This is a genomic window from Gammaproteobacteria bacterium (ex Lamellibrachia satsuma) (genome assembly GCA_019623805.1).
Taxonomy (GTDB): domain Bacteria; phylum Pseudomonadota; class Gammaproteobacteria; order Chromatiales; family Chromatiaceae; genus QGON01.
The window spans coordinates 2,546,087-2,571,974 of sequence record CP053680.1; the positions used below are offsets into that span (position 1 = coordinate 2,546,087).

23 protein-coding genes and 4 pseudogenes are annotated in these 25,888 nt (G+C 50.8%); 7 read left to right on the forward strand and 20 right to left on the reverse strand.

The features are described from left to right. Nucleotides 1-41 precede the first annotated feature (41 nt). The 4 genes from HPY30_11095 (at nucleotide 42) to HPY30_11110 (ending at nucleotide 3,560) form a co-directional block, all read left to right on the forward strand. Nucleotides 42-857 (forward strand): glycosyltransferase family 2 protein, encoded by an 816-nt coding sequence (locus HPY30_11095; GenBank protein ID QYZ68008.1) that lies wholly within the window; start codon nucleotides 42-44, stop codon nucleotides 855-857. A gap of 7 nt (nucleotides 858-864) precedes the next feature. After that, nucleotides 865-1,707: a glycosyltransferase family 2 protein gene (locus HPY30_11100; protein QYZ68009.1), complete on the forward strand. Its 843-nt coding sequence runs from the start codon at nucleotides 865-867 to the stop codon at nucleotides 1,705-1,707. Continuing rightward, a complete protein-coding gene (locus tag HPY30_11105; protein ID QYZ66491.1) occupies nucleotides 1,700-2,833 on the forward strand; it encodes a glycosyltransferase family 9 protein in 1,134 nt (377 codons plus the stop codon). Before HPY30_11100 ends, HPY30_11105 begins: the two co-directional genes overlap by 8 nt. A 157-nt stretch (nucleotides 2,834-2,990) precedes the next feature. After that, nucleotides 2,991-3,560 carry a histidine phosphatase family protein gene (locus HPY30_11110; GenBank protein ID QYZ66492.1) on the forward strand — a complete coding sequence of 190 codons (570 nt, stop codon included), beginning with the start codon at nucleotides 2,991-2,993 and terminating at the stop codon, nucleotides 3,558-3,560. Nucleotides 3,561-3,702: 142 nt separating this feature from the next. Here HPY30_11110 and HPY30_11115 read toward each other — a convergent pair whose 3' ends face one another. From HPY30_11115 to HPY30_11125, 3 genes are all read right to left on the reverse strand, one after another. Beyond that, nucleotides 3,703-4,950 carry an IS256 family transposase gene (locus tag HPY30_11115; protein QYZ66493.1) on the reverse strand — a complete coding sequence of 416 codons (1,248 nt, stop codon included), beginning with the start codon at nucleotides 4,948-4,950 and terminating at the stop codon, nucleotides 3,703-3,705. 149 nt (nucleotides 4,951-5,099) lie between these two features. Further along, complete coding sequence (locus HPY30_11120; GenBank protein ID QYZ66494.1) at nucleotides 5,100-5,906, reverse strand: methyltransferase domain-containing protein; 807 nt, start codon at nucleotides 5,904-5,906, stop codon at nucleotides 5,100-5,102. A 402-nt stretch (nucleotides 5,907-6,308) separates the two neighbouring features. After that, complete coding sequence (locus tag HPY30_11125) at nucleotides 6,309-6,728, reverse strand: acyl-CoA thioesterase (GenBank protein ID QYZ66495.1); 420 nt, start codon at nucleotides 6,726-6,728, stop codon at nucleotides 6,309-6,311. 563 nt (nucleotides 6,729-7,291) lie between these two features. Between HPY30_11125 and ltrA (HPY30_11130) the strand changes: the two are divergent. Continuing rightward, nucleotides 7,292-8,417: pseudogene (ltrA, locus tag HPY30_11130) on the forward strand (group II intron reverse transcriptase/maturase). 110 nt (nucleotides 8,418-8,527) lie between these two features. Here ltrA (HPY30_11130) and HPY30_11135 read toward each other — a convergent pair. Next, complete coding sequence (locus HPY30_11135; protein ID QYZ66496.1) at nucleotides 8,528-8,926, reverse strand: hypothetical protein; 399 nt, start codon at nucleotides 8,924-8,926, stop codon at nucleotides 8,528-8,530. Nucleotides 8,927-9,005: 79 nt separating this feature from the next. Next, entirely contained in the window at nucleotides 9,006-9,779 is a 774-nt protein-coding gene (locus tag HPY30_11140; protein QYZ66497.1) for a SnoaL-like domain-containing protein, read from the reverse strand. Between the two features lie 665 nt (nucleotides 9,780-10,444). On the opposite strand from HPY30_11140, the gene ltrA (HPY30_11145) reads away from it, so the two are divergent. Beyond that, complete coding sequence (gene ltrA, locus HPY30_11145) at nucleotides 10,445-11,719, forward strand: group II intron reverse transcriptase/maturase (GenBank protein QYZ68010.1); 1,275 nt, start codon at nucleotides 10,445-10,447, stop codon at nucleotides 11,717-11,719. Here ltrA (HPY30_11145) and HPY30_11150 read toward each other — a convergent pair. The 7 genes and pseudogenes from HPY30_11150 to HPY30_11180 form a co-directional block, all read right to left on the reverse strand. After that, on the reverse strand, nucleotides 11,710-12,108 hold the full coding sequence (locus tag HPY30_11150; GenBank protein QYZ64512.1) for a hypothetical protein: 399 nt from the start codon (nucleotides 12,106-12,108) through the stop codon (nucleotides 11,710-11,712). The two genes, ltrA (HPY30_11145) and HPY30_11150, sit on opposite strands and share 10 nt — an antisense overlap. Next, on the reverse strand, nucleotides 12,032-12,676 hold the full coding sequence (locus HPY30_11155; protein ID QYZ66498.1) for an IS701 family transposase: 645 nt from the start codon (nucleotides 12,674-12,676) through the stop codon (nucleotides 12,032-12,034). The genes HPY30_11150 and HPY30_11155 overlap by 77 nt, the downstream gene beginning before the upstream one ends. A 218-nt stretch (nucleotides 12,677-12,894) precedes the next feature. Then, a pseudogene (locus tag HPY30_11160) lies at nucleotides 12,895-13,368 on the reverse strand (hypothetical protein). Between the two features lie 120 nt (nucleotides 13,369-13,488). Then, nucleotides 13,489-14,055 (reverse strand): hypothetical protein, encoded by a 567-nt coding sequence (locus HPY30_11165; protein ID QYZ66499.1) that lies wholly within the window; start codon nucleotides 14,053-14,055, stop codon nucleotides 13,489-13,491. Nucleotides 14,056-14,419: 364 nt separating this feature from the next. After that, nucleotides 14,420-15,553 (reverse strand): IS91 family transposase, encoded by a 1,134-nt coding sequence (locus HPY30_11170; GenBank protein ID QYZ66500.1) that lies wholly within the window; start codon nucleotides 15,551-15,553, stop codon nucleotides 14,420-14,422. Next, entirely contained in the window at nucleotides 15,546-16,400 is an 855-nt protein-coding gene (locus HPY30_11175; GenBank protein ID QYZ68011.1) for a site-specific integrase, read from the reverse strand. The genes HPY30_11170 and HPY30_11175 overlap by 8 nt, the downstream gene beginning before the upstream one ends. 221 nt (nucleotides 16,401-16,621) lie before the next feature. After that, on the reverse strand, nucleotides 16,622-17,284 hold the full coding sequence (locus HPY30_11180) for a hypothetical protein (protein QYZ66501.1): 663 nt from the start codon (nucleotides 17,282-17,284) through the stop codon (nucleotides 16,622-16,624). Between the two features lie 612 nt (nucleotides 17,285-17,896). On the opposite strand from HPY30_11180, the gene HPY30_11185 reads away from it, so the two are divergent. Next, nucleotides 17,897-18,205: a TfoX/Sxy family protein gene (locus HPY30_11185; GenBank protein ID QYZ68012.1), complete on the forward strand. Its 309-nt coding sequence runs from the start codon at nucleotides 17,897-17,899 to the stop codon at nucleotides 18,203-18,205. Nucleotides 18,206-18,218: 13 nt separating this feature from the next. Here HPY30_11185 and HPY30_11190 read toward each other — a convergent pair whose 3' ends face one another. From HPY30_11190 to HPY30_11225, 8 genes and pseudogenes are all read right to left on the reverse strand, one after another. Beyond that, nucleotides 18,219-18,995, reverse strand: a complete 777-nt coding sequence (locus HPY30_11190; GenBank protein QYZ66502.1) for a carbonic anhydrase family protein — start codon at nucleotides 18,993-18,995, stop codon at nucleotides 18,219-18,221. A 108-nt stretch (nucleotides 18,996-19,103) separates the two neighbouring features. Beyond that, on the reverse strand, nucleotides 19,104-21,506 hold the full coding sequence (locus HPY30_11195; protein ID QYZ66503.1) for a thioredoxin domain-containing protein: 2,403 nt from the start codon (nucleotides 21,504-21,506) through the stop codon (nucleotides 19,104-19,106). A gap of 3 nt (nucleotides 21,507-21,509) precedes the next feature. After that, nucleotides 21,510-21,653, reverse strand: coding sequence for a 1,6-anhydro-N-acetylmuramyl-L-alanine amidase (locus HPY30_11200; GenBank protein ID QYZ68013.1), 144 nt, complete (start codon nucleotides 21,651-21,653; stop codon nucleotides 21,510-21,512). A gap of 179 nt (nucleotides 21,654-21,832) precedes the next feature. Then, nucleotides 21,833-23,539, reverse strand: a complete 1,707-nt coding sequence (gene ltrA, locus HPY30_11205; GenBank protein ID QYZ66504.1) for a group II intron reverse transcriptase/maturase — start codon at nucleotides 23,537-23,539, stop codon at nucleotides 21,833-21,835. Nucleotides 23,540-23,569: 30 nt separating this feature from the next. Further along, nucleotides 23,570-23,775: pseudogene (locus HPY30_11210) on the reverse strand (hypothetical protein). A 367-nt stretch (nucleotides 23,776-24,142) separates the two neighbouring features. Continuing rightward, nucleotides 24,143-24,472 carry a redoxin domain-containing protein gene (locus HPY30_11215; protein ID QYZ66505.1) on the reverse strand — a complete coding sequence of 110 codons (330 nt, stop codon included), beginning with the start codon at nucleotides 24,470-24,472 and terminating at the stop codon, nucleotides 24,143-24,145. Between the two features lie 10 nt (nucleotides 24,473-24,482). Then, nucleotides 24,483-25,383: pseudogene (locus HPY30_11220) on the reverse strand (sulfurtransferase). Between the two features lie 77 nt (nucleotides 25,384-25,460). Further along, nucleotides 25,461-25,715: a DUF1289 domain-containing protein gene (locus tag HPY30_11225; protein ID QYZ66506.1), complete on the reverse strand. Its 255-nt coding sequence runs from the start codon at nucleotides 25,713-25,715 to the stop codon at nucleotides 25,461-25,463. Between the last annotated feature and the right edge of the window lie 173 nt (nucleotides 25,716-25,888).

Consider the following 25,888-nt stretch of genomic DNA (forward strand, 5'->3'; position numbering starts at 1 on the left):
TTTCTCCACTTCGGGATGTCGACGGGGCCCTTGTCTACTGGATTTGTCCAATCTGGAAAGAGAATACGGAAGTGAACAAATTGAGCGTGGTCATCATCGTGCGTGACGAGGCGGCTCGAATCCGGCCCTGCCTGGAGTCGGTTAGCTGGGCGGATGAGATCGTGGTGCTTGATTCCGGCAGTGCTGATGGGACCCTTGAGATCTGCCGAGAGTATACCGACAGGGTATATGTCGATAGCGACTGGCAGGGTTTCGGTGTGCAGAAAAATCGCGTCCTGGCTTATGCCACCAGCGACTGGGTGCTCTCTCTGGATGCCGATGAACGGGTCAGCGAATCGTTGCGTGCCGAGATTGAAACGGTGATCCTTGGTAAAGGCGGAGAGAGTGTCTATGAGATGCCCCGGCTCTCCTCCTACTGTGGCCGGGAGATGCGACACAGTGGCTGGTGGCCCGACTATGTGGCGCGACTGTTTCGCCGGGGCAGCGCGGAGTTCAGCAATGACCTGGTGCATGAACGCCTGCTGTTCAGGGGGACGGCAGGGCGCTTGCGTTTTCCCCTGCAACATCAGAGTTTCGACTCGCTGGAGCAGGTGCTGGACAAGGTCAACCGTTACTCCACTGCGGGGGCAGAGAGACTGCTGGCACAAGGCAGGAAGGGGAGCGTTGGCCGGGCAGTTCTGCGAGGCTGTTGGGCCTTCCTCCGTACCTGGCTTTTCAAAGCCGGTTTTCTCGACGGGCGGGAGGGTTTTCTGCTCGCAGTCTCCAATGCGGAAGGGGTCTACTACAAATACGTGAAGCTGTACTACCTGCAGCAGCGCCGGGCCGATGAGTCGCACGGCACTCCGGATGGTGAGTGAGTCCTCCATGACGCCAGCGGTGAGCGTCATAGTCGTCACCTACCAGTGGCCGAAGGCGCTGGAACATGTGCTTGCTTCCCTGGCACGTCAGGAGGTCCCGCCCCTGGAGGTTATCGTGGCCGACGACGGTTCGGGGCCGGAGACGGCAGATGTAGTGCGCAGCTGGCAGAGTCTGGCGCCGTTCCCTGTACACCATGTGTGGCAGGCCGATAACGGCTTTCGTGCAGCTGCCGCTCGAAACCGGGCGGCGGCGCGGGCAAGCGGAAACTATCTTCTGTTCCTGGACGGGGATTGTCTGGCCTTTCCCGACTTCATCGCGCGCCACTGGATGTTGGCGGAATCTGGCTGGTTCCTGGCGGGTAATCGCGTGTTGATGAATCAGGCATTGAGTACCCGCGTGCTTGATGGGAAAGCCGAACCTGCTGGCTGGAGGCTGTCCGACTGGTTGGGTGCCCGATTCCGGGGCGAGGTCAACCGGCTTCTCCCCCTGCTGCGCGTAGGGGATGCGTTCTGGCGCAAACGCCGTGCCGGGAAATGGCAGGGAGCCCGCTCCTGTAATCTGGGGATCTGGAAGGATGATTTTTTGCGGGTCAACGGATTCGATGAGAGCTATCAGGGTTGGGGGCATGAAGACGCGGATCTGGTGGTGCGTCTGATGGCCAGGGGCTGTCAACGCAAGGATGGTCACTATGCTGTACCTGTATTGCACCTGTGGCACCGGGAACACTCCAGAGACATGGAGCCCGAAAACGTGAAACGGCTTGAAGACGCCTTGGCCGGGCGGCGTGTTCCGGTGGCGGAACGAGGCGTCAGCCAGTACCTGGATGAGGGGGAGCAAATAGATGGTTGAACTGCCGTACTGCCAGCTGTTGCCCGCCGCCAAGCGCAGGGTACCCCGCCGGGTGCTGCTTATCGCCACCCGCCAGATCGGTGACGTACTGCTCGCCACACCTCTGCTGCGTAGCCTGCGTCGTGCCTGGCCGGAAACCACCATCGATGTGTTGGTCTATGCCCGCAAGGGGAACATGCTGGAAGGTAATCCGGATCTCGACGAAATGATCGAGATTGAGGAGCACCCGGATCGGGGACAGTATTGGCAACTGCTGCGGCGTATCTTCCGGCGCTACGATCTCGCCGTCTCCACCTTGGCCGGTGACCGCCCCAATATCTACGGGCTGTTGGCGGCGCCGCAACGGGTTGGCCTGGTACCGGACCTGCGGTCACAAAACACCTGGAAACGCTGGACCAACCGGGGTTGGGTTCTGCTCGACAACGTCTACACGCATACGGTGGAACAGAACCTGATGCTGGCTCGGGTGCTCGGCATCGAACCGCTGAGGAGAGTGGTGCCGCCAAGGGCGGCGGTTGACGAATCCCGGCTCGGTGAAGCCCTGGGGTTTGATCCGGCTCTCCAACCTTTTGCCGTTATCCACCCCTTTCCCATGTGGCACTACAAACGCTGGACAAAGGCAGGCTGGGAGAGCGTGGTGGATGCGCTCGCACAACGCGGTCTGCGCATAGTCATCACCGGAGGACCGGAGGCGGAGGAACGGGCATTCTGCAGGGAGCTGGCTGCAGGCTATCCTGATAAGGTGATTGATGTTTCGGCTCGCTTCGGTTTCGGTGAACTCTCCATGTTGCTCTCCCGCGCCCGTTGCTTTATCGGTCCGGATACCGCCATGACCCACCTGGCCGCTGCCAATGGTATTCCCACCCTGGCCCTCTATGGCCCAAGTAATCCGGTGAAGTGGGGGCCCTGGCCCAAGGATTATGATTCGGAGAAACCGCCATTCTCCATGGCCTCAAGTGAATGCCAGCGGCAGGGCAACGTCCTATTGCTGCAGCCGCACTATGAGCAGGATTGTGTGCCCTGTCGCGAAGAGGGGTGCGACCGGCACAAGGCGAGTTTTAGCGCCTGCCTTCAAGAGATGCCGGCAGCACGAGTGATCGACGTATTGGATCAGTTGTTGGCCTGATCAGACCAACTGAGCCTTAAAATGTTTGGTAATGGATATTCTCTCTTGCCGAACGACGTGGCTGATTGAAAACGTAGGGTGCGCCGTGCGCACCACGATTGCTGAACAGTTACGTTTTATCTTGATGAGTGACGTGGCCGATTGAGGATTTTAGTGAATGCGGATCGTTCTGTTGAGACACGGCAAACCCGACGTTCCCGATTTGGGTCGCTTGAGGGCGAGTGAACTCCGTCACTGGATCAAATTATACAATTCTGCCGGGTTGAAAAGATCACAAAGGCCATCCGATAAAGCTGTTGAAATAGCCGTTGGCTGCAATGCTGTTGTTTGCAGCGACCTGCCGCGTTCCATTGAGTCAGCAGAAATGTTGGGGGTCGATGAAGTGGGTTTTGCAGAGCCGATCTTCAGAGAGATGGAACTGCCCTCTGCCAATTGGCCAAGTCCAAAGCTGCAACCCGAAATATGGGCTGTATTTTTTCGAGTGTTATGGTTTTTGGGGTACTCAGCAAATACTGAATCACTCCGGGAGGCCCGGTTGAGGGCATTGTCCGGTGCAAGCAGGCTTGAAGCGATTGCAGAAAAGCATGGGTCTGTGATCCTGATTGGTCATGGTTTATTAAATCGCTCTATTGCAAAAGCACTATTAAAAAGTGGCTGGGCCGGCCCGCTTGATCCTGGTAAAAACTATTGGGGATTTGGTGTTTATGAGCGCCGGTCAGCACTATGATAAAAGATTGCGTGACTACAAAGGCTTAAACACTTCTTGATGGAAAAATGATCTGGAAGGAAAAGTTCGTGAACAGAACTTGACCTGACACACACCTTCTGAAATATGAGTTATTGTCAAAAGTGGTGTTTGCCAACCTGAATCAAGCGGCAGCCTGGCCGATTTCTGTCACTTCGACACCATCTTTAAATTTTATTCCGGTTATCACCTTCGCCAGGTAATCGAAACCACGTAGGCGCCTCCATCTCTTCTCGGCACACTGTCCAAGTTTGAACATCATATGCAGCATGCCGTCCCGAGACAGGCAACCCTTTGAACGCTTGGTCCGGTGACGGATCGTGCCGAACGTTGATTCAATCGGATTGCTGGTCCGTATGCTCTGCCAGTGCTGTGCAGGGAAATCATAGAATGCCATCAGTTCATCGCGATCTTTTTGCAAACAGATTGCGGCCTTCGGATATTTTGGCTCATAGGTCTTGAGGAACAGATCAAAGGCTTTCTCGGCATCTGCTTTGGTCTCCGCCTGCCAAATCGCATGCAGTGCCTGTTTTGCCTTCGCCTGAGCTGATTTTGGCAGACAATTTAGCACGTTCATGGTCTTGTGCATCCAGCAGCGTTGTTGGCGTGTCTCACTGTAGACCTCTTCGAGTGCCGCCCAAAACCCCATGGCACCATCACCAATCGCTAACTCCGGCACATTCATTCCCCGTGATTTCAATTTCAGCAATACTTCACGCCAGCTCTGTGTTGATTCGCGTACACCGTCCTCAATCGCCAGGAAACGCTTCTCGCCGCGCTCATTCACGCCGATCACCACCAGCGAACACAGCTTGGTCTGTTCCGATCTTAATCCACTGTAAACGCCATCTGCCCAGACATACACCCAAGCATCCTTATCCAACCGCTCATCGCACCAGGCCCGATACTCCTGAGCCCAGACTTGCTTCAACCGTGACACAGTGCTCGCTGACAGCCCCTGTGCTTCTGGCCCCACCAGAACCTTCAGGGCCTCTCCCATCTCACCACTGGATACTCCTTTCAGATACAACCAGGGAATCGCTGCCTCCAGTGACTTCGTTTTCCGCACATAGGGAGGTACCAGTGAAGAGCGGAAGGTCAGCGGCTTGCCCGTCTTGGCGCGAACCTTGGGTATCCGGACTGTTACAGGCCCCATGCCTGTCTGCAGTTCTCGCTCAGGCAGGTAGCCGTTGCGCACGACACCGGCCCTGCCATCCTCTGTGCGTCGTCCTGAGTAGTCTTCAAGCATCTCTTGCAGTTCAACCTCGACTGCCTGCTGGATCAACTGTCGTGCCCCTGCCTTGAGCATCTCTGTCAGCGGGTCAGCAATCGTATCTCGACCTGCCAGGCCAACAACGGTATTCTTCTTCATGGTGGCGTATCTCCTCAGGTTGTTTGTCGTGTCGCAACTACAAATCAACCAGATACGCCGCCTTTTTTCAAATCAGTCAAACACCAGATTCAGTTATAACTCCTGAAATATCGGTAGCTGTCAGATCAAGTCTGAATTACTACAGCTTACTACACATGCACAACTCCAAACAGTGTATCTGTATTAAGCTCTATGACACCCTCTACAGAAATTGCCTCAATTTCAGCAAGATGTTCTTGTTTGAATTCTATCAATTGTTCATGACTCAATTGATCAAGTAGTGATTTGTAGCCTGCATTGTTAAGCAATGACCACCATTCGCTTATAGTGATGGAATAGCGAATCGGATGATTTTCTACCTTGACGCTTTTATGATCGCTTACTGCTGCCAACTCTTCTATTTGCTGTTTTGTCTTGAGTCTTTCTCTAAGTCGTGATGGAGCCTCTATTTTATAATTCATCTCGAGCCGCGTTAGAAAGAGTTCCGCATATGGATTGAAAGCCTCTTTTGTAAACGAAGAAAATACAAATATTCCACCAGGTTTTATTGTTCTGCAAATTGCCGAATATGCTGCTTCCATATCTGGGTAAAAGAATAGTGCATAGCCGCAAGTAACGACATCAAATACCTCATCACCATAAGAAATATTATCTACGTCACACTGTTTGAAGATGATGTTTTCAATTCCTTCTTCTTGAGCCTTATTCTTAGCCTGCTTAAGCATTCCTAACGATAAATCAATTCCCTCTACATTTGCATGCCGATATTTTCTTGCCACCTCAATAGCGACAGCTCCTGTTCCAGTAGAAACATCAAGGATATTCATATTGTCAAAAAACGGTACTAATTCAGCCATTCTACATGCAGAAATTGAAAAGAACTTGTTTTCATCATATCTGCTCGAAACATCATTAAATGTTGTTTCGATGTTTTTCTTGAATTGATTTGTATCCATGCTCCTAACATCGCTTTTGACTGACCGTGTGAATTTTCTTTGATACTCATTGTAATTCTGGGTGCAGTATACTTAATTCAGTCTCCCCAGAAATCGCACCATTCCAAGTGAAACGCCTGGTGCGGAGCCGTATGCAAGGTGTTGTGGGGGGCTGGGGGTTAGAAACCTCCGGCTACCCGATTAGCTCTTCGAAGGCATCGGAGCATCATTCAACTTTTTCGATTTCTCCGAGCTGCCAGGACTTGGTCAGCAGTTCCTCCGCCTAGGTAAGCAGTGCTGAGCGTCCGAGTGAGCGTGGCGAACGGCTTGACCGCCTTGTTGGGCATACTTCGATGCGAAATAGTACGAGGTACTTATCCGAATAAATGGAACCGCGACACTACCCACTCTTGGAATGCTCACTCACTCTGATGCCTCACCCACGTACGGTTCAAAACGCTTTCGATCTTGTTCCGACAGCTTGTGCGGCCGCTGCTTTTCTAAGCCAATAAACAGCCCGGCCTGCTCACCCGTTGCCACCAGTTCATTGTGCTGGTTGTAGAACTCGAAGCACATATTCGCGGATACGCTTCTCAACTCGGACAACCACAGTACAACCCTAACCTTATCTCCAATAATCAACGGCTTTTTGTAGTTGATTTCCGTTCGAACTAGGGCCGGTACAAATCCTTTCTCCTTGATCTCATGGATCGGTAAGCCGACTTCCTCCAACAACTTGAGACGAGCGACTTCCATCCATTGAATGTACGCGATGTTGCTTGCGTGCTGTCCGGCATCGATTTCATACGTGTAGATCGGCTTGCAGTATTCGATCTTTTTCATTTTCCAACGAGCGTCAACGCTCCCTCGTTTTGTTCTGCCCAACGCCACGCGTAACCCGCGCATATGTAGTGAGCATCGTGAATGAAATATGCGTCGGCGATTACGTGCTTGTGTATGCCCAGCATGGGCATGAACTTATGGGGTGAAAGTCCCCTGTAGGAGAGCCACTGTCGATGATCGGAAATGAGATACATAGGATTCCCTCTCTGTGGGTGACTCCTTTCATTCCTGCCCATTTGACACCAACTACCTGCCGAGGGCAAGGGCGCCACCGCGAGGTGGGGTCTGGAGGAGCCGGAGCGAAGCGGAGACCATGAGCCGTAGGAGAAAGCGGCTGTAGCGAGCAATAACCCTAAGCACAAAACGGCGAGCCGACGACCAGAAACGTCATATAAGGCCTACTTCCCTGGGGCGAGCTGGCACAAGACAGCCGAGGCCATAGTACTGATGAACCCAAGGCAGGGGGCTATCGGGAAGGGCCGAACATCAGCCAAGGAGGAGTCTCACTCATCTCAGCGGAGGCGTAGTTCGTGCAAAACGAAAAGTCTCAGACTGGCGGTGTGATGCAGCAACCAGCCTTGAACGAAAATCTACTGGAACGGGTATTGTCCCCGGAAAACCTCCACGCCGCATGGAAGCAGGTGCGGAGGAACAAAGGGGCTCCCGGTGTTGATGAGGTTACCATTGAGGATTACCCTCAATGGGCCAGACAACACTGGATCGCGACCCGTCGAGCCCTGGAACGTGGCTACTATGTCCCACAGCCGGTAAAACGCGTAGAGATCCCCAAGCCAAATGGCGGTAGCCGACTGCTGGGTATTCCGAGCGTAAATGACCGTGTGATACAGCAGGCTATTGCCCAGGTGTTACAATCGATTATCGATCCCACCTTCTCTGATTCCAGCCATGGTTTCCGGCCTGGGCGTAACGCCCACGGTGCAGTGAGACAGATCAAGGCCTGTATTGAAGAGGGGTATCGTATTGCCGTGGATGTCGATCTCTCTAAGTTCTTTGACAGAGTGGACCACGACATCCTCATGGCTCGGCTATCCCGGCATATCCAAGATAAACGTCTACTCAAATTGATTGGGCGTTATCTACGTGCCGGTGTAGTGATCGATGACAATCTCCATCCCACACCAGAAGGGGTTCCGCAAGGAGGTCCGCTTTCACCGTTGCTGGCCAACGTGGTGTTGGATGATCTGGATAAACTCCTGGAATCACGCGGAGTGCGTTTTGCCCGCTATGCTGATGACTTCGTCATCAGCGTAAAGTCGATATCGGCAGGATTCCGTATGATGGAATGGTTGAAGCGTTTTCTGACTACCAAACTAAAGCTGGTGATCAATGAGGAGAAGAGTAAGGTGGTGAAAACCAACGACCTCCACTTCCTTGGCTTTACCTTCCGAGGGAAGAAGATTCGGTGGAGTGACAAAGCGCTGAGTGACTTCAAGCGAAACATTCGTCGATTGACGAAACGTTCCTGGGGAATCTCAATGCAACGTCGCTACCGCGAACTTCGTTTCTATATCCGGGGGTGGATCAACTACTTCGGTCTTTCAGAATATTATCGGCCCTTACCGTTTAGCCAGAACGCTGGCGACACAGTCTGGAATGACCCTTAAGTGGTTGGAGAAACAGGGGCTCGTCTCAGTGAGAGAACTGTGGATCAAGTTTCACTATGCTTGATGAACCGCCTGGTGCGGACCCGCATGCCAGGTGGTGTGGGGAGGGAGGGTTAGAGACCCTCCCTTACCCGATTAGCCAGTTTTTTCATCAAAGTAAGCACTATTACATGCCTATTGGTTAATTCGCTTCCATAAATAACCAATAGCAACGAGTGCAGGAATAATTAGCAGTACTAAAACCATTGGTACGCTTTCTTTAATTGCTTCTACATTTAATGCATAAACAGTAATAACATCGGATATGTCTGTTAGCAACCTAACAGTGAGTATTAATAAAAGCGCCTTATGAGATTTAATGAGTAATGCAACTATTATTCCTAAAGCCACGGTCACGTTTCTAGTAATGTATAGTTGCGTAACATAATTTAACTCAGTTACATCTGGTATGAAATCCCCTGGGTTCATAGCAGTACCAGCAGAAAAGAAGAGCACTAAGAATATTTGTAATAGCACTATTACCCATACCCAAATAGGCAAGAACTTATTTGTATGATTGCTTGTATTCTCCATACTGAAACCCCTGCTTTTTATTAGCTTAAGAAAACTTGTGCTAAAAATGAAGGCGCCAACTTAGGTGCCTTGTAGACATTTAGAATTTACCGTTATTATTTTTCCATTTACTACATGGGATAATTTCTTCTATTGTATCCCAGTGTTCTACAATCTTCCCTTCTTCAAGGCGATAAAGATCAAAGAAGGATGAATGAAGTTTATTGGAGTGCCCTTCACATACGGAGAGAACGAAATTTCCTTCTGCTAAGAATCGATGACATTTTTTATACTGACTAGAAATAAAGTCATTATTATTACTTTTACCACCAGACAGAATACTTTGTAATTCTATCAAATTATCGCCTATATCTGGATTGTGCTCAGTGTAGTTTTCTCGATGAATATAATTATAAAATTTAGTCATATCCCTTTTAATCAGTATATCTTCGACAAAGGATTGAATGACCTTTCGATTCCCTTCTGTTTTAGAGAGATCTTTTACTTCGTTAACGCCATCAACCATTGAGTGACCTGAAACATTAGGACCCTTTCTTTTCTGAATGTTATCCCAATGCTCTACAGTCTGCCCGTTTTCAAAACGAAATATTTCAAAGCCTATATTCCTTTCAGCAAAATCATACTCAGTGTGAGCAAAAACAAAATCACCATCTTCAAATACTCTAACAATGTTTACTCGTGGTGATGTCTTAGATAAACGTTTAAATAAAGTAGCTAAACCTTCACTTCCTTCATGTGTTTGTGGGTTATGTTGAATATATTTAGCTTCATTAACAACTGATACCGATTCTGGATCACCAGTTTCGATACCTTTCAACAATTTGCATATACTCTCTTTTTTAGTTGATGCCATTTGTGCTCGATTGATTTATTTGGCTGTCCGATGGAGCAACTTGTGTACGCCCAGCATGGGCATGAACTTATGGGGTGAAAGTCCCCTGTAGGAGAGCCACTGTCGATGATCGGAAATGAGATACATAGGATTCCCTCTCTGTGGGTGACTCCTTTCATTCTTGTCCATTTGACACCAACTACCCGCCGAGGGCAAGGGCGCCACCGCGAGGTGGGGTCTGGAGGAAGCCTAAGCGCAGAACGGCGAGCCGACGAACAGAAACGTCATATAAGGCCTACTTCCCTGGGGCGAGCTGGCACAAGACAGCAAAGCCCTGTGGTTCGGGGGATAAGGTAAATGACGCGGTTGTGCCGTGACAGTTCATGCTCTTATCTGGGGAGATCTGCTCAACATGCGATCGGTAGAGCACCAGTCAGGCCACTGGTTGATCAAGCCTGGGCTTATCAGCCTCCATCGACTGATAGGAGCGAATCAGATGGAAAACCGATAGCGCCCTGTGGGGCAATCCACCGAGTGATTGAGCAGAAGACAGCCGAGGCCATAGTACTGATGAACCCAAGGCAGGGAGCTATCGGGAAGGGCCGAACATCAGCCAAGGAGGAGTCTCACTCATCTCAGCGGAGGCGTAGTTCGTGCAAAACGAAAAGTCTCAGACTGGCGGTGTGATGCAGCAACCAGCCTTGAACGAAAATCTACTGGAACGGGTATTGTCCCCGGAAAACCTCCACGCCGCATGGAAGCAGGTGCGGAGGAACAAAGGGGCTCCCGGTGTTGATGAGGTTACCATTGAGGATTACCCTCAATGGGCCAGACAACACTGGATCGCGACCCGTCGAGCCCTGGAACGTGGCTACTATGTCCCACAGCCGGTAAAATGCGTAGAGATCCCCAAGCCAAATGGCGGTAGCCGACTGCTGGGTATTCCGAGCGTAAATGACCGTGTGATACAGCAGGCTATTGCCCAGGTGTTACAACCGATTATCGATCCCACCTTCTCTGATTCCAGCCATGGTTTCCGGCCTGGGCGTAACGCCCACGGTGCAGTGAGACAGATCAAGGCCTGTATTGAAGAGGGGTATCGTGTTGCCGTGGATGTCGATCTCTCTAAGTTCTTTGACAGAGTGGACCACGACATCCTCATGGCTCGGCTATCCCGGCATATCCAAGATAAACGCCTACTCAAATTGATTGGGCGTTATCTACGTGCCGGTGTAGTGATCGATGACAATCTCCATCCCACACCAGAAGGGGTTCCGCAAGGAGGTCCGCTTTCACCGTTGCTGGCCAACGTGGTGTTGGATGATCTGGATAAACTCCTGGAATCACGCGGAGTGCGTTTTGCCCGCTATGCTGATGACTTCGTCATCAGCGTAAAGTCGACATCGGCAGGATTCCGTATGATGGAATGGTTGAAGCGTTTTCTGACTACCAAACTAAAGCTGGTGATCAATGAGGAGAAGAGTAAGGTGGTGAAAACCAACGACCTCCACTTCCTTGGCTTTACCTTCCGAGGGAAGAAGATTCGGTGGAGTGACAAAGCGCTGAGTGACTTCAAGCGAAACATTCGTCGATTGACGAAACGTTCCTGGGGAATCTCAATGCAACGTCGCTACCGCGAACTTCGTTTCTATATCCGGGGGTGGATCAACTACTTCGGTCTTTCAGAATATTATCGGCCCTTACCGGGGCTGGATGAATGGATACGGCGACGCATACGCATGTGCTATCTGAAGCAGTGGCGTAAACCGCGCACTCGTATCCGCAATCTAATCCGGCTGGGCACCAGGTCACGAACAGCTGTGTGTCTTTGGTTAAGCTCTAAAGGCCCTTACCGTTTAGCCAGAACGCTGGCGACACAATCTGGAATGACCCTTAAGTGGTTGGAGAAACAGGGTCTCGTCTCTGTGAGAGAACTATGGATTAAGTTTCACTATGCCTGATGAACCGCCTGGTGCGGACCCGCATGCCAGGTGGTGTGGGGAGGCTGTTTTCGATATTGGGAGTCGATAGCCGCTTGTCGTTTACGATGCCGTTTCGTCATTTGCCGTAGTATTTCATCGCGTTCAATATCTCGCCGTGGCAGGAAGGCACGCAATAGCGATTCGATGTCTGAACAACTGAGTAAGGGGTGATCATCTTTTTGCACAATTCGCTCTTCGAGCATGAATAACATCGCCATCATGACCAAGGCCATATGGTGATGCCAGGATTTCCATTTACGGGCCTGATAATCAGCAAGACCTGATTCACTCTTACCATCGTATGAACGGCTGTGGATCTTCCAGGTAGACCTGTTGGTCTTTGTGGATGTCCACCACAAAGGTTTCACCCATCGCCTCCAAACCCCTCAGAAAAGCCGGATCCTTCCCGTATCCCCCATCTGCACCCACCCAGGCAAAACGCAGGCCAAGCGTCCTCTGATGACGCACCATCTCCAGCGCCAACTCTGACTTGCTTTGATGTTTCCGTTCAACTTCCGGGATACCCGCCTTGCGACAGCGAGCCGGGTTCGATACCCACTCTTTGGGTAGATAGAGACGTTCATCTATCAGCGTGGACAAGTGCCCTTTACCCAGTGCTGCGAATACACCAACCTGGCAGTTATCCACCTTGCCCTGGCGGCCATTCCATTGGCGTTTAACCCCCACTGAATGTTTACCCTTCTTGGCAAGGCCACTCTCATCGAGCAACAGACAGGTATCCGCGGTTCCACCCAGCCATTGATCGGCTTCCAGCGCCACTTGGTCTAACACCGCACGATGATCCCACGGGGACTCGGTGAGCATATGCTGGAGACGCTGATCATCTGCGCCTGCAACCACCTCTTCCATGCGTTCCATGTTCTTTCTCTGCGCTTGCATCAGGCCTTTGAGATAGTGTGTGACCGGTTGAAACACCGACCTCGTCTTGCTTCGAAAATGGGATTCAAAGCGGTACTGGAAACGTTGGAATCGCTCCGCTATGCGATCGATTCTACTTATGCGCGTATCAGGTAATTCAAATGACCTTGGTGCTTGTCATTTGATGCTCTTCCTTACGATGATTGCCAAGAAATTCACAGCATATATTTTATATTATTCAGTGAGTTACTTATAGATCTAATCTGACAAAGTAGAATTAAGTCTATTTCTGTTCCAAATACCTTTTGAACACCTTCTTTATCGATAAATGAGTTAATACAAGATTCAATTATTGTTCTTTGTGCTTCTACAACTTGAAAAATCTCATTGCCTCTGGAGCTCTCATAAAACAACTGCGGGCTCCACTGAACAGCCCTTTGAAGCAATGTATCATTTAGGTGACCGATCCCTCGGTTACGGAAGTGGTTTGCAAATATTAGATTTCTTCTGAGTGCTCTCGTTTTATCGACAAATTTCTCGTTTCCATTAAGCTGAATACGGTCAGCTGCATCCTTGACATTATTGAGTGTTAAAAAAACACTTCTGGTAGCTCGTAATTTTATTAGCCAATTATCGAGATCAGAAATAACCTCTGAAAGAATGCCATCAAAGTAGTAAAGCTCGTCCTTTAGCAACAGCAAATTAATATACTGCGCTTTTGTTGTAATTTGGTAATTATATTCTGCCATGTGGTTTCACGAAATATAACGTCAAAATCAGCGCGTAGTTTAAAGGGGAAGGTCTTTTGCGTCTTTTTGCAAAAGGCATGACGCTTTAAACTGTCCGCTGGATTTTCGTGTTAGAATTAATTATTCACATGCGGTTTCTGTCAGTGCATAAAACACACTCAAACCGATTTCTTTTCGCATTCTTGTTAATGAAACTGGCAAATTTTCGTGTTTTCCGTAAACACATACTAAAGCTCCAAATTCACCTTTTGAACCAGATACCATTCCTCCTGTACATCTTTGATCGCCTGACTGATTGTTTGTTATTCCCATGACACCGAAATTCAATGTCTTCTGTATTTTCATAATATTCCAGAGTCCAGGAGACACTTGTACCCAGCTTGTACTACCCACCGTTTTTGGTGGAGAAAATTGACTATAGGTAGTTATTAACACATCATTATCAGTGTTTCTCTCAACATATAATATTTCCAATTCATTTTTATCATTTATGTTGCACAATGTTTTACTGTTCCTATTGTCTTGCTTTACTGAAAACCCGCTTCCTTTAAACCCCTCTATTAACTTTGCATAATCTGTACTTAAGTTTCGATAAATAGTATCGCACCCAAAGTAACAGTCAGCAGATGAAATGCTTGGCACTAGAAGTGACATTATAAAGCATAAGATTTTCAATTTATTATTCATGGTTTCTCTATTGGTTGTTGAATTCTAACATCTAAGCATTTATCCGCTGTGCGCAGCATGCGTGGATAAATGCCTGTTGGACTGAGCCGCCCTGCAGTGACCGCCCAAGCTTATTTAATAGGAAATTGTTTTCAGCAGACAGGCTGGAGGCGGGGCAAATAGCGTTTGGGCAGCGAGAGGTCGCCACCGACAGCGTATCGATCGGGTCGTCAAAGACATGTCCCTGGCCCATTCCTGTGCCTCTTTATCCACGATTTCATCCCATATTAGCCGATTTTCATTCGTAATGCCGCATACACCCCTCAAGCACTGGCGGGCGATTCCCGTGGGTCGGCAAGTGGTTGGGGTTATCGGTTAATGGCAATCAGCCTCCTTCCCATCTCAAGGGAGACAGCTCTGCGATAGGTCGTAACATGCCCTGGCGGCATTTGGAGCAGAGGTAGCCATCAAAGAGAGCAGGGGCTTCCTTCTGTTCCGCTTTGTCGGGCGCTGCATCTGGCGTCGCCAGGGCTGTGCGGATCTGTGACAGTTTGCGCGTTCTGCAACTGTTGGCCAGAAAGCCATAATAGCGGATGCGCATCAGCCCCTTGGGCAGTACATGCAGCAGGAACCGGCGGATAAACTCCTCCACCTGGAGTGCCATGACTTTCATTCGGTCATGATCCCGATAGTCCTTGTAACGGAACCGGATGACCCCGTCCGTCATCGACAGCAAACGAGGGTTGCTGATGGCGGTCCGGTGGGTATAACGGGCCAGATAATCAAGCACTTGTTTGGGTTCGCTCAACCCCGGGCGGCTGTAGACCACCCACTCCTGTTGCATCAACCGGTCCAGGGTTATTGTCGGTTCACCCGGAGCGTTGACTCTGGGCAGTTCCCCTGCCACATAGGCCTCACGCAGCAAGCTTACCAGGCACCCCCGGTAACGCCGGGACAAGGCGCGCACGGGGAACAGGTAGTTGCTCCTGGCCGCCTGCCAGTCGCCGGCCCCAGTCAAGACGCCACCGGGTACCAGGCAGTGCAGGTGAACATGTTGGATAAGACTCTGTCCCCAGGTGTGCAGGATAGCGACCATGCCCAGTTCACCACCCAGTCGTTTGGGATCCGCCCCAAAGGCCTTGAGCGTCTTCCAGACCGAGCGGAACAGCAACCGATAGATCACCTCCGGATGTAACTGCACCCAACCATTAATGCCCTCGGGCAGGGTGAACACCAGATGAAAGTAGGTTGTCGTTATCAGGTGTTGCTGCTGTTTCTCGCTCCACTGCTGACTGGCGCGTTGCTGACACTGGGGGCAATGCCGGTCACGGCAGGAGAAGTAATGAATCGGGTCATCCCCGCAGTGATCACAGTGCAGTTGCAGACCGCCCAGGGTGGCAGTGCGGCAGTCAGAGATGTGGTGGCAGACTTGCCGACGCCGGGCATCCAGGGGGTGCTGCTGGGTGTAGTCTGCCAGGTAGCGAGTGAATAGCCCTTGCAGGGTCACGGATTCAGCCATGGTCCACCTCCAGCCGGGCAATCAGATCGGCGGTGGCGACCTTGCCTTCCTGATAGTTGGGCGTCCAGTGGACGTAGCGCAGGGTGGATTGGATATTGCGGTGACCCAGTTGGTACTGCAACTGATGTACCGGCAAGCCAGCTGCCAGCTGATGAGTGGCATAGGCGTGACGCAGGCTGTGGATACCCCCCTGTTTACGGATGCCGACACGCCGCTTGGCTGATAGGAAGACGCGTTGGGCGGTGGAGACGGTGAGCGGTTGAGTGGGATACTGTCCTGGAAACAGCCACTTCGGTGGATGGTAACGCCGCCAGTAGTCACGCAGTCGAGTCAACAGTGCGTGCGGCAAAATCACATGCCGGTCTTTCGCCCCTTTGCCCTGTTCCACCCGCAGCAAGTGTCGTTCACCATCGATATGCCGGATCTTTACTGCCACCACCTCGCTGACCCGCAGGCCACAGCCGTAACAGGTCATTAGCAGCAACCGATGTTTTGGATTGTCACAGGCCGCAATCAATCGGGCCACCTCCACATGGGTTAGCAGTTCCGGAATGCGTTGGACACGCTTCGGATGGGGGATAGGCACGTCAAAGTCGCGCCAGTCCAGCACGCGAAGATAGAGAAAACGCAGACCATTCAGGTACAGCCGACAGCTGGCATCCGAGAGGTGGCGCTCCTTCACCAGATAGAGAAAATAGGCCTGGATTTCTTCCAGACTGATCTGGTCCGGGGGACGGTGATAGTACTTGGCCAGGTCGGCCACGGCTGCCAGGTAACTCTTATGCGTTCGGGGTGAAAAGCCACGCACCAGCATGGCATCGATCATCTGTTGGCGTAATGGGGTCAACGTCTTGCTCCTCTCATAAAGACCGACGTGGTCTTCTGGAAGCATGGTCGATGGTGTTACCTGGACAGGTTGATGGGGAAAGCTACCGCGAAGCGGTTTAGTTCAACAAACTATGTGTGCAACATCGGGGGAGATCCCCAATTGAATGTTAGGTGAAAGTGCAACCATCAAGGTAAGACATCTATTTCTTAACTACTCAATAAGTAATGATATTTTATTGGTTACAAACCCAAATTTGAAGTTTTCTTTTTCTGTTCATCTTCAAGCTGGCTTTTGTAATTTTTTATCCACTCCCTATTTAAACTACCCATATCAAAATCGCGCAACACAAGTCTAATGCTATACATATTATTCATAGAATCATGAGAATATCTCACATTAAGATTTATTCCTTTTTTAGCTCCGCTTGTTGTCCCCCTCCACATGGCGCGTTCAGATGTAGGATATTCAGAGCAGTATTCCCCCCAACAAAATGTTTTTATATACTCCTTTTCTTCTGGCTTAGAGAAGTTATCTCTAAATTCATATCCCTTTTCGTCAGGTTTTCCATATTTCGAATATAATTGCTTTTCGATTTCTTCAATACTTGGCTCACCTGTAAATTTAATTTCTTTACTTACATAGTGTGTTTTTTCATGGCGTGTCAGCCAAATTGCATATTTATTGCAACTTATGAAATCTTTCCAGGATTTACTCCCAATGCTCGTTCTCGAATTATTTTTCCATGACTCTTTCTCGCCGCACAGTTCGTACAATTTCGATTCTATTTCACGATATGTTTGTCCTAACTTAATTCCTTGTACGTCGAATTTAGAAACATCTCCTGCTAATGCAGTTGCAAAAAACTGAGTTGTCAGTAATAAAAACCAAACACCCTTGGTCATAAGATTTCCTTTTAGATTGTGATTATGAATCATGGTAAGGCTCGGCAATTTTGTTCACCTACAGTGAAATAGGCGGCACAGCCTATGTCGGTAAACACTGTCGCAGTGTTTGGGGAGATAGGTCGTGGCGTCATATTGTATATTTCATGACGATAGGTTAGCGTTATTTCAAAGAGAAATATAATCCTTGCCCTGGAGGGCCTGGAATGAATGAGCTTTCAGCGATTGATTACACCGATAAGGTCACGCTGTTTTGGCGTAACTACAAGAAAACATTAGAAAAATATAAGATTTCAGAGCGTGCGTAATCTTACGTATGTGCGATATGTTGAAATCTATCTGAAACACTATGATCCTGTCAGGTTGCGTACTCACACTCCTGAGCATTTGGCGTCCTATTTTAAAAGAATAGGGCCACATTATGAGAGAAAAGGTGACAGATTTATTTGTTACGGATTAAAGTTGATAGTAATAAACCTGCACGCTTATGGTATGAGTCTGTGAGCCTGATTGGTCAAGGTTTATTAAACCTCTTTATCGCAAAAGCACTATTAAAAAATGGCTGGGTTGGCTTGCATGATCCAGGAAATAATTACTGTGGATTTGGTGTTTATGAGCGCCCGACAGCACTATGGCAAAAGATTGTGTGACCTCAAAGGTTTGGGGAAAAAGTCAGAACAGTGCCTGAATGAAATCGGCGTCTATACAAGAACGGATCTGGAAAAAATTGGAGCCGTTGGTGCGTTTCTCAAAATGAGGAGTGAATGCCGTGTCGAGCCAAGTCTGAATTTTTTGTACGCAATGGTAGGCGCGCTGGAAGACAAGCACTGGCAAAAGATAGCAAAAGAAGAGAAGGGGCGGCTGTTAATGGAATTGGAGGGTTACAAAGAATTGGAGGCGCTGTTGAGTCGTGACGGTTAAATTCGATGCTCTCCTAATGAATGCTCGTCCAGATCATACGCCCATTCAGCGGTTGTACGGGACGGGCATTGTAGCCGATAGCATCCGTAAATTTTCGCAGCTGCAGATCGGGTATCTCAATCGGGTTTTTGAAGACGACCCAACGAGCAGGTTCTTTACAGGGAGGTGTTGTCAGTGATCCATTGTAGAGTATATGACTTCGATTGGTCGGCAGCAGAAAGACTGCGTTGATGCCGATCTGGCGATTGTATCTTCGGCCACCATTTTCCTGTGGCAGGTTGTGGGCGATTCGCTTGACCATCAGATTGTTGCGCCTGCCCGCGTTTACCGGAATCGCGACTATCACAGGGTTGCCGTTACTGTCGACATGGTTGAGTTGAATCTCCATGTCCGCAGCACTGCCCAGGTAGGTATGTTCACCAGGTATATGCAGATCAATACTGCGCAACTGGATACGTTCACCACCCATCTTCATGAATCCACCGGGTTCCATATCCAGTGAAATACCGTGGTTGGATCGTCGAATGGACAGGATGCTGGTGCGGTAGAAAAAAGAGAGTGGCAGGTGCTCGGATTCTATGGTGTTCTGGATATCCACTGGCGATTGCGATTTCCCAGCCCCACATGCGCTGAACGCGCTGGAGAGAGTGCTCCATAGTTCCGGGGCCGTCTCACCACTATAGCTCCAAGTCTGTCCTGAGTATGATTCCGTGTCGCGTGCACTGAGACTCAGCGACAGTGTGAGAAAGGCTGCCAGGGCGAAAAATTTAATCACTGATTGCATGTTCATAATCGTGTCAGAGTCTAACCAATGGTGTGTGGCCTTGACATAGGGGAAACCACGCGGCGAAGTTGCAGCCCGTGGGGGGAGTTCCCCTTAATTAGTCCGGGACACCACTCAGATTGAAGGAATGGTGGGAATATGGAGTTGCAGTGTCTCCGGCGGCAGGCAGACCTCATCGCTGCAGGCCTGTAATTTCACATCGATGGATGCTGTCTTGAGTGCTGCTGGGTCAGATGTGGGTGTCAGCATCGCCTGAAGTGTAATCACGCCTGCATAAACGGAAAGCGAGTCACTTTGAAAAGCCAGCTGCTGTAGCGCAGGTTCAGGATAGGTGACGGGGCCCATGCTCCATTGGTCGGTGCTGTCGTTCAGGTTGACCTCAGTGGCGATCAAATTCGTGCTCAGAGGCTGATTGGCATTGATGTGCCAGCCCTCAGGAATGGTGATGGTGATGGTTAACAGTTGTTTGTCACTTTTGAGAATCCTGGTCTCGCCCATGAGACGGATACCGCCTTGTGCGGCATATCGGCGGGCACTCAACTCCCCATGCTGTAGATCATCGATGGCGCTCAACATGTAGGTGTAGCCGTTGGGATGCCGTTCAATGGCGGCTGCGAAACTGCCGATAAGGTTGTTGGCGTGAGTGCGATAGTCCAGCTTGCCGGTTCGCCCCCAGAGCATCTGTAGCGACTTAAGGGCCACTGAACTACCAGATGGAATGGCGCTGTCGGTGCCGCTGTCCTTGGGACGTCCCATTGCGCTGAAGTTGCTCTCCTCTTCATTCATAAAGAAGCCGCCGTTTTGTTGGTCGCTAAACCGGCTGACCATGGCATCGGCGGTCTCTTGTGCCCGTTGCAGCAACTTTTTATCTCCGCTCAGGTCGTAGAGATAAAGCAGTGCTTCAGACAGATAGGCGTAATCCTCCTGTGCCGCGGCAACCGAGGACTTTCCGTCGAGGTGTACCCTCCAAAGTTTGCCGGCAGCTTTGCGATTTTGCTGCCAGATAAACTCCCCCGCCTGTTCTGCGGCCTCCTGGTAAGTCTTTGAAGCAAGAAGGTCGGCGGCCTGTGCAAAGGCGGTGATCATCATGCCGTTCCAGGCGGTGACCTCTTTGTCGTCCCTTAGCGGATGTTCCCGGCCTTCGCGTACCTTGCGTAATACCGTGTTGATATGATCGACCTGCATCAGCAGGGCGGCAGGATCCAGCTTGTTTTCTTCGGCATAACTCTCCAGGTCTGACTGCAGATGGAGGATATTCTTTCCTTCGAAGTTGCCACTGTCTGTTATGTTATAGAGATCGATTGCCAGGTTGGCATCTTCCGGCGCCAAAGCGTCACGAATCTGCGCGGGTGTCCAGATGAAGAAGGCCCCCTCTTCACCCTCACTGTCGGCGTCGGTGGCTGAGTAGAAACCGCCGTTGGGTGAGGTCATCTCGCGCATGACGTAATCGAGAGTCTGGGTGACCACGCGACGGTATTTCTCCTTGCCTGTGAGCCGCCATGCATGCAGGTAGGCGCGAGCAAGATGAGCCTGGTTGTAGAGCATCTTTTCGAAGTGCGGCACCAGCCATTCGTTGTCAGTGGAGTAGCGGTGAAAACCGCCCCCAACCTGATCGTAGATCCCCCCCCGGGCCATCGCATCGAGGGTGACCTCCGCAGCCTCCAGTGCTGCTGAATCATTACTGCGTTCCGCCTGTTGCAGCAACAACAATAACCAGGGTTCGTGGGGGAATTTTGGTGCCACGCTGAAGCCACCCTGCAGTTCATCAAAACTGCCGAGCATCGTTTTGAGCGCATCAGCGACTGCGGTCTTGTCGAGTGCCTTGGCTACGCCCTTGTGGTTGTTGGCTGCGGCTACTGCTTCAGCTATGCGATCCGCCTGGTCGAGGACGCTGGCCTTTTTGTCGCGCCAGACCTGCTGAATCTGTGAGAGCAGCTGCCCGAACTGGTTGGGTGTGAAATAGGTGCCGCCATAGAAGGGTTTACCCTCCGGTGTGAGAAAACTCGACATCGGCCAGCCACCGTGGCCGGTCATCAGCATCACAGCGGTCATGTAGACTTCGTCTACGTCGGGATGGCTCTCCCGGTCCACCTTGATGGCCACGAAATGCTCATTCAGTATTTTGGCCAGCTGGAGGTTCTCGAAACTCTCCCGCTCCATCACATGGCACCAGTGACAGGTGGAGTAGCCGATGGAGAGAAAGATCGGCTTGTTCTCACGTTTTGCCTTTTCAAAGGCTTGTTCCCCCCAGGCATGCCAGTCCACCGGATTGTGGGCATGTTGCAGCAGATAGGGGGAGTCTTCCAGAATCAGGCGGTTGATATAGATTGGTGAGCCGTCTGGGTTTAAGTGTTCTGTGCGGGGTTTGTAATCCTCTCCCTTGGTCCCGTAGGCGGCTTTAAGTTGTTGATCGATTTCCATAGGCCTCGTGACCGTGTAGCTGGTGTGGGTTGCAGCGAAAGCCGTGCTGCCGAGCAAGAGCCAGAGCAGCAGGGTTGGGATAAGTCGTTTCATCATGGATTACCCGGGATCCCCGGCCAGCAATTTGTTGATCAGTTGTGCGCCGCTGGCTGGATCAAAACTGCCGAATCGCTGGAAGCGGATACGTCCCTCCTTGTCGATGATGGCCATCTCCGGTGTGCCGCGGGTGCGGTATCGTTTCATGGTTTCCGGGATTTCATCGCCGTCAACGTGCCGATCGATTCCCACTAGGTGTTGGATCTTTTTCTGTTTGAGATAGACGCGCAGCTTTTTCGGATTGTCGGGTAAGGAAGTGGCGTTACCGCCACTCCCTCCCCTAAGAAACGTACGTGAGAGTTTCCCCTCATACGGCTCAAGCCTTTTCATAGCCCCCTCACGGGAACCGGCTTCACAACGTCCAACTTTTGGCTGTGAACTTGTTTATGACAATTGGGATGCAGCATGACCAAGTTGGTTATGTTGTCCTTACCACCGTCAACGCGTTGAATCAGTCGGTGAACATTCCAACCTGATTCCTTGGTGATGCGTTGTCGGCAAACGGGACATCGTCCGTCCTGATCGAGCCAGAGCTTTACCAGTTTTCGACGACCACGGAGGTTATTCTGCATCTTGGACCCAACACGGTCTTCGAAGTAGGACTCCCAACGATGGTCATGAGGATTGGCTTTCGCCCTGATCTTGCGGTAGCGCCGAATTGGCGTTTCACCGGCATACACCAGCTTTACCAATATTGGCTTCCCATTGGGCTTCAAATTACCCGTTTCTGCTGCGAACACCCAAGTCCGATTCCCCACATGCTTAAAGTATTTATCCTTAATCCAGTGACGATTCTTCTTTGGATGTCGGCGTTTAGCCCATTGCCATAAACTACGCCAAATCTCACGGTCAACGCGCTGAAAGGTATCCTTGGCTACGACATGGCGATGATAGTTGACCCAACCACGAATTACTGGATTGAGTAGTCTTATCAAACTGATATGTTTTGCCTGTTTGTTACCTTTCACAATTCCACGGACTTTATCTAAGAACGTCGAAACGTTCTTCGTTGATGGTTTGATCAACAACTTCCCACCATACTTACGAATATTCTGCCCGAGAAAATCAACTCCTTCCTCTATATGCGTAATCTTGGTTTTCTCAGCAGAAAGGGTTAATCCCCGTTCTGTAAGAAAATCCTCGACTAGCGGTTTAACTTCATCTTCCAGCAGCTCTTTCGAGACACTGGTGATGATGAAGTCATCTGCATAACGCACCAGATTTACTTTGACTTTCTGACCACGGCGGGTTGTCCAAGGGAACGCTTTGTCCAGCGCAGCTTGGAGTCCATCTAGAGTCATATTGGCCAAGGTTGGCGAGATAATTCCACCTTGCGGTGTTCCCGCCTCTGTTGGGAAAAGTTTGCGGTTTTCCATATATCCAGCTTTCAGCCATTTATGGAGCACTACTTTATCCAGTGGGATATTTGCTAGCATCCAGTCATGACTGATATTGTCGAAGCAGCCTTTGATGTCACCCTCTAGTATCCACTGCGCTGAATTGCCACGAGCAAGTGCTTTGAAACAGTGCTCGATCGCATCCGCAGTGCACCGTTGAGGGCGGAACCCATATGAGTTCGGATCTGCTTTCGTTTCCGAGATGGGTTCCAGGGCAAGCAGATAAAGTGCCTGCATGGCCCTGTCTTTCATCGTTGGAATACCCAGCGGTCTCATCTTCCCATTGCTTTTCGGTATGTACACCCGACGCAATGGACGCGGTTGGTAGTCGCGGCGGCTAAGAGACAACATAGCTTGAGATTTTGCCTCTGGGGTAGACCATGTTGCTTTGTCTACTCCCGGAGTGTTCTTGCCTTTGTTTTCGGTCACCCGTTTCACGGCGAGTGCTTTGCCGGAAAACGAGTGGGTCAGCAGCCATTGCAAGGCTTTCACCTTGCCCCAGCGGCCTTCCTGTGTTGCCTTTACAATACGCGCTTGCAGCCTTCTGACTTCCCGATGACATTTGGCCCAATCAATGCCATGCCAATGTATCGGTTCGCCGAAGGGCGCACCCGCGCAACTTGCTTGCGTAGTCATTTGCATTCCCTCCTGTAAAAGTTCTCCAAACTATCTTGTAATGAAAGACCATACGGAAGTCTGCCCGCTTTCGCGGGAGATGATGTCGCCTCGCAGCTCAATCTCTATCCAATCGATTACAGATCGGCATTCGCTTTCTCCGCGTTCCTTTACCCGCACTCCCAACAGTGTTCCTTGCGGTTCACCTGCCCAATTGGGCGGAAATACGGGCTTACCATGTTCCACTTAAACAACAAGAATGGGTTAGACCCTGCCTATCCACCGGTAGCGTTGAGTATTCGCGTGCCCTCATACAAAAGGAGAGCAGCCTTGCTACGTTGCCATTTTGGCCCAAGCCTGTCAGCGTCTTTGGCTTGTACACACGTGACGATGTTTATCGGCAGTTCACATTTGTTGGTCATACCATCCAACCTAGCGCCCCATCCACATTGACGCTCGCAGATGCAGACATCCCCTCACGGTTCAGTCTTAGCCTTACGGCCGGGCTACATTGTCGCGGCAGCTTCACACACTCTTGTTACCAGAAATGCATGTGCCGCTAGGCTACTGTTGGCGAAACAACAGGTTTCCTTACTGGAATGTTTCTCCAGTCGAAACAATTGTTTAAGCGACTTCATGTCGCACTTGATAGTCGTGCCCTTCAAATACGGTGTGGATGCTCAGCATTACCAGATTACCCGCTGAGATCTCGTCGGCAAACTGCTGCTCCCATCTGGCCATCAACGGCACTGAGAACTTGTTGCAGCCAGGGCACCAGAGTTGGAAAAAATCGATCACCACCACCTTGCCCTTGAGTGCGGCCAGGGTGGTGCCATCGCCGTTGATCCATTCGGAGATATCCCACTCCGGTGCTGTGCGGTCGTTGGCCAGGACGCCTTGAGTCAGACTCATTAACAACAGTGCAATAAGGAGTTGTGATGCATAGGCGCGCATGGTCTGGTCCTCAATGTTTTAACTGGACTTTCTGTTCCATGGGCAGGGCGTGGTCAAGCGCCCATTCTGCGGTCGACCCATCGTAAAGACGGGCCTGCTTGTTACCCAATAGTTCGTGGGAGACGAACCAGCCAAGGGCGGCGCGATGGCCTGTATGACAATAGTTGATCTGTGGGCCGTTTAGCGGCACCTGATTGGCGGCATAGATCTTTTTCAGGTTGTCGATATTATGGAATGTTGCACCGCCATTGGCGGTCAGCCAGTCGTAGGAGATATTGACAGCTTTGGGCAGGCTGCCTGGACGTTCCTTGCCGCTGCCGGAGTAGATGCCCATGTATTCGGCGCGGCTGCGGTTGTCCACCGCCAACGCCCCCTTTTCGAGAGCAGTTTTTACCCTTTTGGCGTCTGGGATGTAGTCGGCCCTGAGGTTGACCTTGAAGACCTTCGGCTCAGCTTGGTTGCGACCGTTCTGGAGCGGGTAGACCCGCTTCTGTGCATAGCTGATCAGCCCCCCCCTCAAGGATGGAGACCTGATCGTGCCCAAGTGCCTTGAAGGTCCAGTAGACTCGTGAGGCACTCGCCATGTCTCCTGCGCCGTTCCCGGTAGTGACCAGCACGACGTGGGTGTCATTGTCGATGCCCAGGCGGCCGATCAGCTTCTCCAGCTTCGCGGGAGGCGTCATGATCTGGGGTATCTTTTTCACCGACTCGTGTCGCCAGACACCGTAGCTGGAGTTCACCGCTCCGGGAACGTGGTATCGCTGATAGGCTTTGGCGTCCTGCAGGTCGAGGATTACGACCCCGCTCTTCTCGCGATTGTTATGCACCCATTCCGGTGTTACCAGCGGTTGAGCCGCCAGCGTAAAGGTTGTGGTGAAGATGAGGAGGAGAGAGAGGGCAAAGGGCTTCATCATGGTTTTTCTTCGTATATTGGCCTGTTTGAAATGTGACTGCCGGGAATCTTGTTGGTTCCCGAAGTGGCTACCCATCAGCTGCCGGGCTGGATGTTGAGGCCGAAACCCATACCGCCGCCTTGCTGCATGCGGTACTTTCCTGCGGCCCTGGCAGCGACGAAGCTGGTGAACTCTTCGACATTCTCAAAATCCATCTTTTGTGTGAACTGCACCAGTGCATCGATCAGTTTTTTGGTCTCGGCGATCTCTTCATGGCTGCGCCCGCAGCCCTGGCAGTGGGTGCCGCCTTCTGTGCAGTTGTCTCCGCCCTGGCAGGGTATGAATTTCATCGGTTTATCCTCAATAGTGGTGTGAATCGTTGTCGGCGCAGTTTATCCATGAAGCGTCCGGACGTCACCCCTGGAAGAAAGCAGTCATTAGTCCAGCGCTCCAGACGGAATAATCTATAGGATATTTCTATAAGTATTCTCTAATATAGATGATGTGCCTCAATGTGTTTTTC

Excerpts from the sequence above, each read along its gene's own strand:
- HPY30_11140 (QYZ66497.1), bottom strand. The coding sequence starts at position 9,779 with ATGGCATCAACTAAAAAAGAGAGTATATGCAAATTGTTGAAAGGTATC.
- HPY30_11115 (QYZ66493.1), bottom strand. The coding sequence starts at position 4,950 with ATGAAGAAGAATACCGTTGTTGGCCTGGCAGGTCGAGATACGATTGCT.
- ltrA (QYZ66504.1), bottom strand. The coding sequence starts at position 23,539 with ATGACTACGCAAGCAAGTTGCGCGGGTGCGCCCTTCGGCGAACCGATA.
- HPY30_11125 (QYZ66495.1), bottom strand. The coding sequence starts at position 6,728 with ATGAAAAAGATCGAATACTGCAAGCCGATCTACACGTATGAAATCGAT.
- HPY30_11190 (QYZ66502.1), bottom strand. The coding sequence starts at position 18,995 with ATGAACATGCAATCAGTGATTAAATTTTTCGCCCTGGCAGCCTTTCTC.
- HPY30_11195 (QYZ66503.1), bottom strand. The coding sequence starts at position 21,506 with ATGATGAAACGACTTATCCCAACCCTGCTGCTCTGGCTCTTGCTCGGC.
- HPY30_11200 (QYZ68013.1), bottom strand. The coding sequence starts at position 21,653 with ATGAAACGATACCGCACCCGCGGCACACCGGAGATGGCCATCATCGAC.
- HPY30_11135 (QYZ66496.1), bottom strand. The coding sequence starts at position 8,926 with ATGGAGAATACAAGCAATCATACAAATAAGTTCTTGCCTATTTGGGTA.
- HPY30_11215 (QYZ66505.1), bottom strand. The coding sequence starts at position 24,472 with ATGCGCGCCTATGCATCACAACTCCTTATTGCACTGTTGTTAATGAGT.
- HPY30_11120 (QYZ66494.1), bottom strand. The coding sequence starts at position 5,906 with ATGGATACAAATCAATTCAAGAAAAACATCGAAACAACATTTAATGAT.
- ltrA (QYZ68010.1), top strand. The coding sequence starts at position 10,445 with ATGCAGCAACCAGCCTTGAACGAAAATCTACTGGAACGGGTATTGTCC.
- HPY30_11185 (QYZ68012.1), top strand. The coding sequence starts at position 17,897 with ATGAGCGCCCGACAGCACTATGGCAAAAGATTGTGTGACCTCAAAGGT.
- HPY30_11100 (QYZ68009.1), top strand. The coding sequence starts at position 865 with ATGACGCCAGCGGTGAGCGTCATAGTCGTCACCTACCAGTGGCCGAAG.
- HPY30_11165 (QYZ66499.1), bottom strand. The coding sequence starts at position 14,055 with ATGAATAATAAATTGAAAATCTTATGCTTTATAATGTCACTTCTAGTG.
- HPY30_11105 (QYZ66491.1), top strand. The coding sequence starts at position 1,700 with ATGGTTGAACTGCCGTACTGCCAGCTGTTGCCCGCCGCCAAGCGCAGG.
- HPY30_11180 (QYZ66501.1), bottom strand. The coding sequence starts at position 17,284 with ATGACCAAGGGTGTTTGGTTTTTATTACTGACAACTCAGTTTTTTGCA.
- HPY30_11170 (QYZ66500.1), bottom strand. The coding sequence starts at position 15,553 with ATGGCTGAATCCGTGACCCTGCAAGGGCTATTCACTCGCTACCTGGCA.
- HPY30_11110 (QYZ66492.1), top strand. The coding sequence starts at position 2,991 with ATGCGGATCGTTCTGTTGAGACACGGCAAACCCGACGTTCCCGATTTG.
- HPY30_11225 (QYZ66506.1), bottom strand. The coding sequence starts at position 25,715 with ATGAAATTCATACCCTGCCAGGGCGGAGACAACTGCACAGAAGGCGGC.